14 protein-coding genes are annotated in these 13611 nt (G+C 32.4%); 4 read left to right on the forward strand and 10 right to left on the reverse strand.

Going from position 1 to position 13611, the window contains the following annotated elements:
* Window positions 1-59: 59 nt before the first annotated feature.
* On the forward strand, window positions 60-1127 hold the full coding sequence (locus N7277_RS10120) for a 3-oxoacyl-ACP synthase III family protein (RefSeq protein ID WP_274779425.1): 1068 nt from the start codon (window positions 60-62) through the stop codon (window positions 1125-1127).
* Window positions 1128-1200: 73 nt separating this feature from the next.
* Entirely contained in the window at window positions 1201-2406 is a 1206-nt protein-coding gene (locus N7277_RS10125; protein ID WP_274779426.1) for a metallophosphoesterase, read from the forward strand.
* 6 nt (window positions 2407-2412) lie between these two features.
* Here N7277_RS10125 and N7277_RS10130 read toward each other — a convergent pair whose 3' ends face one another.
* On the reverse strand, window positions 2413-3165 hold the full coding sequence (locus tag N7277_RS10130) for a polysaccharide deacetylase family protein (RefSeq protein ID WP_274779427.1): 753 nt from the start codon (window positions 3163-3165) through the stop codon (window positions 2413-2415).
* Between the two features lie 109 nt (window positions 3166-3274).
* Entirely contained in the window at window positions 3275-4243 is a 969-nt protein-coding gene (locus N7277_RS10135; RefSeq protein WP_274779428.1) for an NAD-dependent epimerase/dehydratase family protein, read from the reverse strand.
* A 226-nt stretch (window positions 4244-4469) separates the two neighbouring features.
* On the opposite strand from N7277_RS10135, the gene ggt reads away from it, so the two are divergent.
* The gene (gene ggt, locus N7277_RS10140) at window positions 4470-6158 is read left to right on the forward strand and encodes a gamma-glutamyltransferase (protein WP_274779429.1); all 1689 of its coding nucleotides are present in this window, start codon (window positions 4470-4472) and stop codon (window positions 6156-6158) included.
* Here ggt and N7277_RS10145 read toward each other — a convergent pair whose 3' ends face one another.
* The 8 genes from N7277_RS10145 to ribA are packed head-to-tail and all read right to left on the reverse strand — an operon-like array spanning window position 6159 to window position 12776.
* Window positions 6159-7586, reverse strand: a complete 1428-nt coding sequence (locus N7277_RS10145; RefSeq protein WP_274779430.1) for an SDR family oxidoreductase — start codon at window positions 7584-7586, stop codon at window positions 6159-6161.
* Window positions 7583-8068, reverse strand: a complete 486-nt coding sequence (locus N7277_RS10150) for an SRPBCC family protein (RefSeq protein ID WP_274779431.1) — start codon at window positions 8066-8068, stop codon at window positions 7583-7585. The genes N7277_RS10145 and N7277_RS10150 overlap by 4 nt, the downstream gene beginning before the upstream one ends.
* 19 nt (window positions 8069-8087) lie before the next feature.
* Window positions 8088-8807, reverse strand: coding sequence for a lycopene cyclase domain-containing protein (locus tag N7277_RS10155; RefSeq protein ID WP_274779432.1), 720 nt, complete (start codon window positions 8805-8807; stop codon window positions 8088-8090).
* Between the two features lie 54 nt (window positions 8808-8861).
* Entirely contained in the window at window positions 8862-9332 is a 471-nt protein-coding gene (locus N7277_RS10160; protein ID WP_274779433.1) for a sterol desaturase family protein, read from the reverse strand.
* 9 nt (window positions 9333-9341) lie between these two features.
* Window positions 9342-9797 carry a hypothetical protein gene (locus N7277_RS10165; RefSeq protein ID WP_274779434.1) on the reverse strand — a complete coding sequence of 152 codons (456 nt, stop codon included), beginning with the start codon at window positions 9795-9797 and terminating at the stop codon, window positions 9342-9344.
* 16 nt (window positions 9798-9813) lie between these two features.
* The gene (locus N7277_RS10170) at window positions 9814-10656 is read right to left on the reverse strand and encodes a phytoene/squalene synthase family protein (protein WP_274779435.1); all 843 of its coding nucleotides are present in this window, start codon (window positions 10654-10656) and stop codon (window positions 9814-9816) included.
* Between the two features lie 49 nt (window positions 10657-10705).
* Window positions 10706-12160: a phytoene desaturase family protein gene (locus N7277_RS10175; protein WP_274779436.1), complete on the reverse strand. Its 1455-nt coding sequence runs from the start codon at window positions 12158-12160 to the stop codon at window positions 10706-10708.
* 13 nt (window positions 12161-12173) lie between these two features.
* A complete protein-coding gene (gene ribA, locus N7277_RS10180) occupies window positions 12174-12776 on the reverse strand; it encodes a GTP cyclohydrolase II (protein ID WP_274779437.1) in 603 nt (200 codons plus the stop codon).
* 175 nt (window positions 12777-12951) lie between these two features.
* On the opposite strand from ribA, the gene N7277_RS10185 reads away from it, so the two are divergent.
* Window positions 12952-13608 (forward strand): TetR family transcriptional regulator C-terminal domain-containing protein, encoded by a 657-nt coding sequence (locus N7277_RS10185; protein WP_274779438.1) that lies wholly within the window; start codon window positions 12952-12954, stop codon window positions 13606-13608.
* The last annotated feature ends 3 nt before the right edge of the window (window positions 13609-13611 follow it).

The following is a 13611-nucleotide window of genomic DNA, read 5'->3' on the forward strand; positions in this document are numbered from 1 at the left end:
CGTTTGTTATGATTTAATTTATAAATTTGCTCCTTAATTATAAATGTAATATAGAAATTATGCCAAGTTCAGTAATTGTAGGTTCAGGTAGTTGCATTCCAGAAAGAGTAATTGATGGCTCTCATTTTATCAACTCTAAGTTTTATACAGACGCAGGAGATTTTATTGATAAACCCAATGAAGAAATTATTAAAAAATTTGTAGACATCACAGAAATTGAAGAAAGAAGATATCTGAGAAACGATCAATTTAATTCTGACCTAGGTGTACAAGCTGCTAAAGAAGCCATTTATGATGCTAAAATAGAAAAAGAAGATCTCGACTATATTATTTTCGCGAGTAATTTTGGAGAAGTTTCTGCTAATGGAATGGCGAATTTCATGCCGAATATGGCGGCTAGAGTAAAGCACAAATTGGGCATCAAAAACAGAAAATGCATTACTTATGACATGATTTTCGGTTGTCCAGGTTGGGTAGAAGCTATGATTTTAGCAGACGATTTAATTAAACTAGGAAAAGCAAAAACCATCTTAGTTATCGGTGGTGAAACATTAAGTCGTGTAACTGACCCATTTGACAGAAATAAAATGATTTTTGCAGATGGAGCTGGAGCTGTAGTTTTACAAAAATCTGAACAAGAAAACGTGGGAATTATTGCTACCAATACCGTTTGTGATAACGCAGAAGAACTTTTGTATTTAGAAAATTCTCATTCGCTTAATCCAGAAGCAGACCAAGAAAAAATGTATATCAGAATGCATGGTCGTAAGATTTATGAATATGCTCTCAAAAATGTACCTGCTGCGGTAAAAGAAACTATGGATCATGCAGATATTGGTATAGAAGACATTGATAAAATCTTAATGCACCAAGCCAACGCTAAAATGGATCACGCTATGGTTTCTAGATTATATAAATTATACGGGAAATCAGAATATGACGAAAATGTGTCTCCTATGACAATTCAATATTTAGGAAATTCATCTGTAGCTACTATTCCTACTATGTATGATTTAATTGCAAAAGGAGAAATGAAAGGTCATTCTTTTAAAAAAGGAGGTTATGTAGTAATGGGTTCTGTAGGTGCAGGAATGAACATCAACTGTATTGTTTACAAAATGCCTTAATCAGAATTCTGAAACAAAATATACAAAACTTCGACTACTTAACTTGTCGGAGTTTTTTTATGAAGAATAATATATGAAAACAAATTTTATAGTATTACTCGCTGTATTTTTCATTATAGAAATATATGTTTATCAAGCGATTAGAAATATTACCACCAATAATTACATTAGAATTGGATATTGGGTTTTTACGCTTTTAGCTTATGGAATCATCTTATATTGGATTTTAACTTTTAATAGAGCTTCCAGAGACCATCAACAAATACAGTTAATGGTTTCTGCGGTAATGATTTTCGTTTTTCCGAAAATTTTATCTTTAATTTTTTTATTGATTGGAGATTTTTCTAGGTTCTTAGAATTCGGTTTTAAATATTTCACCGCTAATGAAAACTATTTTCCTGAGCGCAGAAAATTTATTTCTACCACCGCTCTTGCTGTAGCTGGAATTTTCTCTGCATTGGCAATAGATGGCATAATTTTCGGAAAATATAGACACTCCGTAAGAAAAGTAAAATTAAGATTTAAAAACCTACCTGAAAGTTTTAAAGGTTATAAAATCGTACAAATCTCAGATGTTCACAGCGGAAGTTTTTTCAATCCTCAAAAACTACAAAAAGCCATTAACCTGATTAACGAACAAGAGGCTGATGTTGTTTTATTCACCGGTGATATGGTGAATAATTATGCGGATGAATTCAAACCATTTATTCCACTTTTTAAAAGTATTAAAGCCAAAGATGGCAAATTTTCTATCTTAGGAAATCATGATTATGGCGACTATGGCGCTTGGAATTCGGCAGAAGAAAAGGCACAAAATATCCCAAACCTGAAAAACTATCAAGCAGAGGCAGGTTTTAAACTTCTACGCAATGAAAATATTGCTTTAGAAAAAAATGGAGAGAAAATTTATCTTTTGGGGTTAGAAAATTGGGGAATCAAACCTTTTCCGCAATATGGTGATTTAGACAAAGCATTGACGGGAGTTCCAGAAGAAGCAATTAAAGTGCTGATGAGCCATGACCCTACTCACTTTGACGAAGTGGTAAAAAAACACAAAACCAATGTTAATCTTACTCTTTCTGGTCATACTCACGGAATGCAATTTGGTTTAGATTTGAAAAACATCAAATGGTCACCAGTAAAATTCAAATACAAAAAATGGGCTGATTTATATGAATCAGAAGGAAAATATCTCTATGTAAACAGAGGTTTTGGAGTTATTGCCTATCCTGGAAGAGTAGGAATCAATCCAGAAATTACCGTTATAGAATTGGTGTAACTTAATTTAGAAAAAGAAATCCTTCATTCTGGTAATGGCTAAATCATTTTCTTCTATATACTTTAGAAAACGATTGAGTTTTTCTTCCATTTGTACGCCAAGATTGTATTTTCTGTAAAAAGATAATCCAAATCTTTTATCATTGAGCTCTACAAACTGCCAAGAATTAAGATAAATCATCACATATTCTTCTTTTTGCAAAGTTTCCATCACCATATTTTGATAAAATTTCATGGGAATTATTTGAAACGTAAAATCATTATACGGAAGTCTGGAATACGGCGAAACACCTTCTGGAATCACCATAATTTCATTTTCTTCGTAAGCATTTTTTCTTTCTAAAGTATTCTTGAAAAAGAAAATATTAGAGAAATCCATTGGTGAACGATAAATAAATTGCATGGCTTTCAGTTTTTCAGAACTCAACCTTTTTTCGGGAAACTGTCTCATTCCTCTGATGGTTTTCCCAGTCAGTTCTTCTAAGAAATCTTTAGCGGTTTCTATTTCTTTTTGATAAGAGTATTTATTGAGTAAACCCAATTCATGACCTTTTTTAGTGACGTTTTTTAAAAGTTCTTGTAACTTTTCCACCAAAGAAATTTCCACAAAGAAAGTAGTGTGAACTTGATATTTTTCTAGAATTTCTAGAATTTTCTGTGTTCCATCTGTTGTAATTTTTAATAGTTCCTCTTCTGTAACTATTTTTTGGTAAGAAACTGAAATTTCGGGAGCGATGATGTTAAAAGTAAGTAAAACCATATCGTAAAAATAAAAAACTTTGTCTACAATCTGCAGACAAAGTTTAAAATTATTTTGTAGTGAAGAATTTAAGTTCTCTAGAATTCCCTTCTAAAATTCTATCACTTGATTACTTTCCCAATTTTATTTTCAGGTTTTTAATCATATCCTTGGTCATTTCTGTAATGCCAAAATCATACGTTAATCCCCAATCTTTTTTCGCCACAGAATCATCTATAGAAGCCGGCCAAGAATCAGCGATGGCTTGTCTGAAATCTGGCTCGTAAGAAATTTCAAATTCTGGAATTTCTTTTTTAATTTCTGCTGCCAATTCTTTTGGCGTGAAACTCATTCCGCCCAAATTATACGAACTTCTTACAGTGAGATTTTCAGAAGGCGCTTCCATAAGTTTTAGCGTTGCATTTATTGCATCATCCATATACAACATCGGCATGGCTGTATTTTCAGATATGAAAGATTTGTATTTTCCTTCTTCAATCGCTTCGTAGAAGATTTCTACTGCATAATCAGTAGTTCCACCACCTGCTGGAGTTTTCCAAGAGATTAAACCTGGATATCTAATACTTCTTATATCTACACCGTATTTTTCATGGTAATATTCGCACCATTTTTCTCCTGCCATTTTAGAAATTCCGTACACCGTTGTAGGATTTAGAACCACATCTTGACCTACATTTTCCTTTGGAATTCCTTTCCCAAAGACCGCAATAGAACTTGGCCAAAACACTTTTTTTATCAAGCCTTCTTTCGCCATTTCTAATAAATTCAATAGCGGCTCAACGTTCAGTTTCCAAGCAAAAAGCGGTTGTCTTTCTGATGTTCCAGACAATAAAGAAGCCAGATGATAAACAGTAGTAATTTCGTAATCTTTACAAACTTGTCTCACCAATTGCGTATTAGAAACGTCCATTCTTTCATAAAATCCGGCAGAAGTCAGCTTCTTGTCCCATCTATCCAGTCCAGAAGCAATCACATTTTCTGCGCCATGAATTTCCACTAATCTATTGGTCAGCTCGGTGCCTATTTGTCCTAAAGCACCAGTAATAAGAATTTTTTCCGTGTGCGTATCGGTTTCCATTTTAAAATTTTAGGATTTTCACAAATTTAGAAAAATTAAAGGGTTATTAAAAATTTTATGCCTAAAATATTTTGGACGCTAAATTGACTCCTGAAGTCGTCGAACCACTTCGTTAGGTTTCCAACTTTTGCTACTCTTTTTTTTCGGAGGCGCAATTCAGTTAACTGTAGACTTTTTTTGAAAATATTTAAAATTTTTCGATTATTTTTGATAAAAATATTTCCCAATGAAAAACCTACTTTTCTTTCTACTATTTTTGGCACAAACAGTTTCTGCTCAATTCACTAATATTTCTATCGTCAAAGAAGTCAAAGCAAAAGAAAAAGGTTTGGTAGTTTCTGCGCATCCATTGGCAAGTGAAGCTGGTGCTCAAATTCTAAAAAATGGTGGAAATGCCTTTGACGCTGCGATTGCTACCCAATTTGCTTTGGCAGTAGTTTATCCACAAGCTGGAAATATTGGAGGTGGAGGATTTTTAGTAGGCTATACCCAAGAAGGCGAAAAAATCGCATTGGATTATAGAGAAACTGCTCCAAAAAACGCATCTAGAGATATGTATCTCAATGAAAAAGGAAAAGCCAATACTGATTTATCACAAAACGGAAGATTAGCTGTAGGCGTTCCTGGTTCGGTTTCTGGAATGTTTTACACGCATCAAAAATTCGGGAAATTACCCATGGCTGTTTTGATACAACCCGCAATTGATTTAGCACAAAAAGGGTTTGCACTTACAGAAAGAGAAGCTGATTTACTTAATGATACAAGAGAAGATTTTCTAAAACATAATTCATACAAAACAGCTTTCACTAAAAAAATTCCTTGGAAAAAAGGCGATATTTTAGTTCAAAAAGAATTGGCTCAAACCTTAAAACTGATTCAGAAACAAGGTGAAAAAGCTTTCTACGAAGGAAAAAACGCTCAACTCTTAGTTGCCGAAATGAAGCGAGGAAATGGAATCATTACGCTTGAAGATTTGAAAAATTATAAAACTAAAGAAAGAAAAGCATTACAATTCGATTATAAAAATCACGAAATCATTTCTATGCCACTCCCTTCAAGCGGTGGAATTCTTCTGGCTCAAATGCTTAAAATGAGCAGTTTTGAAAATTTAGAAAATTTTCAACAGAATTCTCCAGAAGCAGTTCAAGTAATGGTAGAAGCAGAACGCAGAGCTTTTGCAGACCGTGCAGAATTTATGGGAGACCCAGACTTTATAGAAGACAAAAGCCAAATGCTTATTTCTGAAGAGTATTTAAAAAATCGTTGGAAAAATTTCAGTTTTGAAAAAGCTACTCCAAGTGCGGAAGTGGGAAAAATTATTGCTCAACCTCAAGAATCTACCGAAACAACGCATATTTCTATTATTGATAAATTTGGAAATGCAGTTGCTGTTACGACTACTTTAAATGGTTTATATGGAAGCAAAGTCGTAGTAAAAGGTGGCGGTTATTTCTTAAATAATGAAATGGATGATTTTTCTGTAAAACCGGGCGTTCCGAATATGTTTGGCGCAGTAGGCGGCGAAGCCAATAAAATCGAACCCAATAAAAGAATGCTTTCTTCAATGACGCCAACCATTGTTCTAAAAAACGGAAAACCTTACATCGTGGTGGGAACTCCGGGTGGAACCACTATTCCTACTTCTGTATATCAAAGCATCGTGAATGTGATTGATTTTAAAATGACACCAAGTTCAGCGGTGAATTCTGCAAAATTTCATCATCAATGGTTGCCCGAAGTGGTTTTTGTAGAGAAAAATTTTCCTGAAAGTACTTTGAAAATTTTAGAACAAAAAAATTACAAATTTGAAAAACGTAGTGGAATTGGCAGAACAGAAATGATAGTTATTGACGAAAATGGTAATGCTACTGCTGTTGCAGACGGTCGTGGTGATGATTCTGTAGCAGTAGAATAATTATTTTCCTGCCAATTTACGAAGCATTCCATTGAAAATTAAGCCGTGGAATGGTAAAACTGAATACCAATACAATCTTCCCGATAAACCTAATGGTCGGAAAGTAGCTTCTTGGTATAACTCTCCATTTTTAATATAGAATTCTAGCCAAGCTTCACCAGGAACCTTCATTTCGGCGAAGAGTAAAAGGCGTTTTTCTTCTTTATCGGCATATAAAACGCGCCAAAAATCCAAAGAATCGCCTGCCTCTAATTCGTTTTGGTTTCTTCTTCCTCTTCTTAATCCTACTCCACCCATTAATTTATCTAAAAAACCTCTTATTTTCCATAGAAAATTGGCATAATACCAGCCTGTTTTCCCACCAATACTGAAAACTCTTTCCATCGCCAATTCTTCATCATCTACTTTCATTTTTCTAAAATCGGTGAAACAACCTTTCTCTGGAACTTCTAAATACTGCCAAACATTTCGCTTGTGAAACTGATTGGTAAAAGAATCATACCAACTACTCAACACGTCATTTTGTTTGATTTTGTCAAAAGCCATGTTAATTGCTTCTTTGTAAGAGAACAAATGAATTCCTAAGTCCGAAGCCAAAGAATTTTGTCTTGCAATCACATCTATTTTCATACTGTCTACCAAATTGACCGCCAAAGAATAGGTGGTAGAAGTAATAAAGTATAACCAATAAGAAGATAATTTAGGCGTCATCACCGGAACAGTGAAAATCCAACGCTTCAGACCTCGAACTTCAGCATATTGTAACAACATTTCTTTGTAGGTAAGAACATCTTGACTTGCAATATCGTAGTTTTGATTGTAGGTTTTTTCTACACCAATAACTTTTGTCAAAAACTGAATCACATTTCTGATTGCAATCGGTTGACATTTTGTTTTCAACCATTTTGGAGCGACCATAATTGGCAGTTTCTCTACCAAATCTCTGATAATTTCAAAAGAAGCACTGCCAGAACCTACAATAATTCCAGCTCTGAGACAAGTTAAAGCATACTTCTCACTTTTAAGCGCTTGCTCTACATTTTTTCTGGATTGTAGATGTTCTGAAAGTTTTTCTTCATTGATAATTCCTGTGAGGAAAACGACTTGCTTTACTAAAGTTTTTTCTAATGCTTTTCTGAAATTTTCCGCAGAAATTCTCTCTTTTTCCGAAAAACTTCCACTCCCAGAAGACATAGAATGCACTAGATAATAAGCAAAATCTATATCTTGTGGAACATTTTGTAACGAATTTTCATCTAGAAAATCATTTTCTATAATTTGAATTTTTTCAAGATGATTTTGATATAATTTTAGGCTTAATCTTTTTTGGTCTCTTACAGAACACACCACATCATGACCTTCTTCTAATAGCTGAATGAGAAGTCTTTTCCCGATATAACCTGTGGCTCCTGTAAGAAAAATTTTCATGACTTGAAGATTTCTTCTAAAATTTTAAAACGACTTTCGAAAATGAATTTCACTTTATTTTTCACATAAAATCCTGCCAATAAATCTCCGAAAACTCCAAAAGGAAGTTTGAAATTTACGATATCCGTCATTTTTACTTTTCCATCTTCTGTAGATTCGAAATGGTGTTCGTGATGCCACATGGCGTATGGACCAAAACGCTGTTCATCTACGAAAAATTTTCTGTCCTCGAAATGCGTAATTTCTGTAATCCAATTGCTTTTTACCATTGGTAAAATCCCAATTTTATAGGTAATAATTTGACCAAGATAGGTTTTATCTGGCGGATTATTGGTGATTTCGAATTGCATCTCTTTTGGCGTAATTCTGTCTAAATTATTAGGATGGGTAAAAAATTCCCAAGCTTTTTCTAAAGAAATAGGAAGAATCTGTTCCGAAGTAAGTGTATAAATTCCTGATTGTTTTTTTATATTAATTTTCATCTCTGAATTTTATTTTAAATTATGATTTTACAGACATTGATAGAGAATAGTTCCATTTTCTTCTAAAATATTCAAACAATAAGACACTTCCATAAAGCATCGAAAAACAGTAAAAGCTGTCTTCTAAAGGCATGGTTCCCACTCTGATTCCAAGGTTTTCATTGTTGTCATAAAAAACTACTGGATTTTCTGAATAGCTTCCTGTTAAAGCAGAATTAACAAAGAAAAACGGCACGTAAATCAGCACAAAACTAATGTAAAACTTTCGTGCATATTCCCATTGATAAAATATTTGGAAAATCATCAATAGTGCAAACAACCCAAAACTTGCTGCGGTGTAAATTCTATCTAAATTAGTAGCAAAAACACTTGCACTTATGATTAATAAGAAAACAGAAATCCATTGTGTCAATTTTTTGGTCAACTGCAATTTCGGAAAGAAATATTCTAAAGAATAGTGAATAAAATTGCTGGAATAAGGAATGAGCAAGAAAAACAACCATTCTTCTACAGGCAGTTTAAACCATCTGATTCCCATTAAATATTCATCATTAAAACCCCAAACATTTTGGTACGCAAAATATATATCCCATAGAATGAAGAAAATTCCCACCGTAATGATTGCCAAAAAATAAGGCTTCCAAAAACGGATAAAATTCATCCATTTTTTCTCAAAACTGAAGATAAAAGGAATACTAAAACTCAAGATATCTAGAGCTATGTAATAATATTGTTGCAAAACTTTGATTTTAAATTAATGAATAATTAGCAGTAAATTCAATAAGAAAATATATTAAGCTAGTTTTGAATTCATTGCTTCTCTGAAGTATCTTAACGGTACGAAAAGCATTCCGAAACACTCTCCTTCTTCTTTCCCAAGATGCTTATGGTGCATTTTGTGCGCTTTTCTCAATCCACGTAAATACCAGTTATTGGTTTTGTCAAACCATTTAAAACGTCTGTGAATGAGAACATCATGCACTAAAAAATAAGCCATTCCGTATAGTAAAATTCCTAGACCTATAAAAAACATCCAATTAATACCATTAATCGTCCCGAAATAGAATAATAGAATACTAGGAATCGCAAAAATCACAAAAAAGAAATCATTTTTTTCAAAAACGTGAGGGTAGCCTGGTTGGTGATGATCTTCGTGAAAATACCAACCTAAACCATGCATAATATACTTGTGCGTAAGCCAAGTGACACCTTCCATGGTAACGAAAACGCCTAATGTGATGAAAAAATATTGCAATGCTTCCATTTTTTAATTTTAAATTTTTAAATAGTTTTTGATGAATTTCACTAGATTTTCATCATCAGAGTTTTTATAGTTTTTAATAATGAAATTTCGGTCTGATTCTATATTTTTATTGTAACCCAAAAAACTTGGCGTTTTTTCTTGAGAAATTAATCTCATCAATCTGATCTCCAAATTATTAGGCTCTTTTTTTATCGCATCTTCTAACCATTTTTTTCCTTTATTGAAATAAGAATATTTATTCAAAGGATTAGATGCGTGTTTTGCCATAAAAAAATTACCTACAGCATAAAATGCCATATAAATAGGCTTTTTACTTGTATCATAAGCATTTTTAGATTTTGAAATAAGGGTTTTGCTTACTTCTTCTGAGTTTTCTCCTTTTTGAAGGTAACCTCTTAGCTCTACTAAACTTTGTGCATTGATGAAACTGCAAAACAATAAAAATACAAAAACGAGCTTTTTCATAGATTTTAAAATTATCTTACGAAGTTAAGATTTTTAAACAAATCATCTCCCCAAAAAGATAAACTTTTCTCGCATTAGAAACACTGATTCTTTTGTGCATCAATATTTCTGGCTTACATTTTTTAATTTTCTTAAATAAATTCGTGTAGTATTTATATGCCATAAACACCGCTAATCTAGAAGACATAGGCAGCATCTTGATACCAATTAAAGAATGTTCAAAATCTTTAGCAATATCTTTCTCGATTTCTAATTTATCTTGTTGAGAAAAATTTCTGAAGTTCACATTCGGGAAATAGGTTCTTCCTAAATCTGTATAATCTGCAGAAATATCTCTTAAGAAGTTGATTTTTTGGAACGCCGCACCTAAACTTTGTGCATAAGGTTTCAGTTTTTGATATTCTTCTTCATTGCCATCTACAAAGACTTTCAAACACATTAAACCTACTACTTCTGCGCTTCCGTAGATGTATTCATTGTATTTTTCGTCATTCAAATCCTTGATATCACCCAAATCCATTCTCATAGAGTGCAAAAAAGCATCTACCAAATGCTGAGGAATATTTTTTTCTCTCTGTGTAGTACAAAAAGAATGAAGAATAGGATTTAGTGAAAAACCATTTTCCAGTGCATCTCTGTAGTTTTTCTCGAACTCATCTAGCAATTTTGCTTTGTCATAATCATGAAAAGTATCTACAATCTCGTCTGCAAAACGCACGAAACCATAAATATTATAAATATGCTGACGAATTTCTGGCTTAAACAAGGTAGAAGCTCTAGAAAACGAAGTACTGTATTTTTCGGTAACCATTTTCGAGGTTAATCCAGAAATGTGATTAAAAATTTGAAAATTATTCATTTTTTTTGTGTTTGTGTGGTTTAAAATTGAGACTTAAAATTTCAACAGACTAATTGTTCTTTAGAATATAATCTGTAACTACTTTTCCAGAAATCAATGCAGGCGGAACTCCTGGTCCTGGAACTGTTAATTGCCCTGTATAAAAGAAATTTTTCAATTTTTTATTCTTAATCGTTGGTCTTAAAACCGATGTTTGCAATAAGGTATTTGCCAAACCGTAAGCATTTCCTCTACAAGAGTAATAACGCTCTTTGAAATCTTTAACACCGAATGATTTTTTGAAAACTATGGCATCACTTAAATCTTCTCCCGTACATTTTTTAATTCTATCGAGAATCAACTGGAAATATTTTTCGTGAATTTCTTCGTTGTCTTCTAAATCTACCGCAACTGGAATAAGGAAAAAACCAACTTCCTTGCCTTGTTCGCAAAGAGAATCATCTGTTTTGCTCGAAAAATTAGCATAAAACAAAGGTTGTTTTGGCAATACTTTGGTATCATAAATTTCTTTTGCATGCTCTTCAAAATCTGTATCAAAGAACAAATTATGATGCAAAAGATGGTTCACTTTTCTGTTAAAAGCTACATAATATAAGAAAGAACTAGGCGCAAAGGTTTTCTTTTGCCAATATTCTTCACTGTAATTTCGGTTTCCGTTGAGCAATTTTTCGGTGTGTGCATAATCTGCTCCAGAAATGAAAATATCTGCCTCATAAACTCCGTTTTGAGTTCTGATTTTTTTGGCTTGATTATTTTCATAATCTATTCCTATCACTTCTTCATTCACATGAAATTCTACACCTAATTCTTTGGCTAATTTAACCATTCCAAGTGCAACTGCATTGAAACCACCTTTCGGATACCATGTTCCCAAACCGAAATCTGCATGATTCATAAAATTGTAGAAAGCAGGAGTTTTATTCGGTTTTGCGCCTAAAAATAATACAGGAAATTCTAAAATACTTCTCAATTTAGGATTTTTGATTTCCTTTCTTACCTGCTCAGAAATATTTTTAACAAATAAATTTAATCTTTTAGCACTTTCAACAGAAACCAATTCTAGCAATGACAAACCTGGATTATACACCAAATCCTGCATCGCAACACGATAGTTTCCCTCAGCTTCATCCATGAATTTTTTCAGATGTTTTCCGCTGCCTGGTTCTATTCTTTCGAAAGTAGCAATAATTTTTTCTGGAGTATCTTCTACATCGATGTAATCATTTTCACCAAAGACCACTCTATAAGCAGGCGAAAGTTTTTCTAGCTCATAATAGTCTGAAACTTTTTTACCAAAATCTGCAAAAAATCTCTCAAAAATATCTGGCATCCAATACCAACTTGGGCCCATATCAAACTTATAGCCATCAATTTCCATCATGGAAGCTCTTCCTCCTAATTGTTCATTTTTTTCTAAAACTGTCACTTTGTAACCTGCTTTTGCCATATAACAAGCAGAAGCCAGTGAAGAAAATCCGGAACCTATAATTACTGTTGTTTTCAAGGGTATTCTATTTTTAAATTGATGATAATGCTTCTTCTAATTGATGTCTAAAATAACTTTTTTTGACCTCTAAATATGATTTATTGATGTGATTAGCCTTAATATTAAGTGGAATTCTCTTTACCAATTGAATATTGCTATTTTCTACAAAACTTAATTTCTCGGGATTATTCGTTAAAAGGTTGATTTTTTTAACGCCTAAAATATTTAGAATTTCTATCGCTACATTAAAATCTCTATCATCTGCTGGTAAACCCAACTGAAGATTAGCTTCTACCGTATCAAGACCCAATTCTTGCAACTGATAAGCCTTTATTTTATTGATAATCCCAATATTTCTACCTTCTTGACGAAGATATAAAATAATTCCACCATTTTCATCTATATATTTCATAGATGCGTCTAATTGTTGACCACACTCGCATTTTTGAGAATGAAAAATCTCTCCCGTAATACATTCTGAATGAATTCTTACGTTTACCACTCCTTTAAAATCTGTATTCTCAGAGATTAATGCAATATGTGGCATCCAATCTTCTTGTGATTCTGAGAATGCTACAATTTTGAACTTTCCAAAATCTGTAGGCAATTTTGATTCTGCTTGTATCTTGATCATATTATCTATTTTTTAAATCATAATTATTGTACAAATTTATACTTTATTTTATTAAGTAGTAAAATATTTTACTATTTTTGTCATTAATAAATTCTATTGAATTAAATAAACCTTTGAAATTAAGTACAAAAGCTTATTAATAAAGGAATACAAAACGATTAAAAAAAATTGAAATATGAAAAATAAACCAATCAACTCAGAAAAAATTTTATCCCATTACGGAAATTATTTACTTACCCACGGAGAGAGACCCAAAAACATCTACGTTTTTGCACAAGAAAACCAATTTGATGAAAAAGAATTTTACCAATTCTTTTCAAGTTTCGAACAATTAGAGAAAGAAATTTTAAAGCATTTTTTCCAGAAATCTCTAGAACTTTCTCTAGAAATCGAAGGCTATGAAGACATGAGTGCTAAAGAAAGATTACTGAATCTTTATTTTATCTTTTTTGAAAACCTTACGATGAACAGATCTTTAGTGCTCATGATTTTAGAAAAGAAAAACCTTTCTACGTTGCAAAAACTTCATGAACTAAAATCTGAACATCAAAAATTTATCAAAACTTTAGACTTTAATGATTTAGAAATTATAGAAAAAGCAAAAGACTCTATTAAAAACTTCAATGAAAAATCTAGAGAAGAAGCGCTTTGGTTACACTTTTTATCGATCATAGAATTTTGGCAAAAAGATGAATCACCAAGTTTTGAAAAAACAGATTTATTCATTGAAAAAACCATTGACACAGGTTTTGAATTCTTAAACAATGAACCTCTAAAAAAAATCATTGACCTAGGAAAATTCTTGTGGAAAGAAAAATTTCAAAAAGCATAAAAA

This window comes from Cloacibacterium sp. TD35, assembly GCF_028864635.1.
In the GTDB taxonomy this organism is placed as follows: Bacteria; Bacteroidota; Bacteroidia; order Flavobacteriales; family Weeksellaceae; genus Cloacibacterium.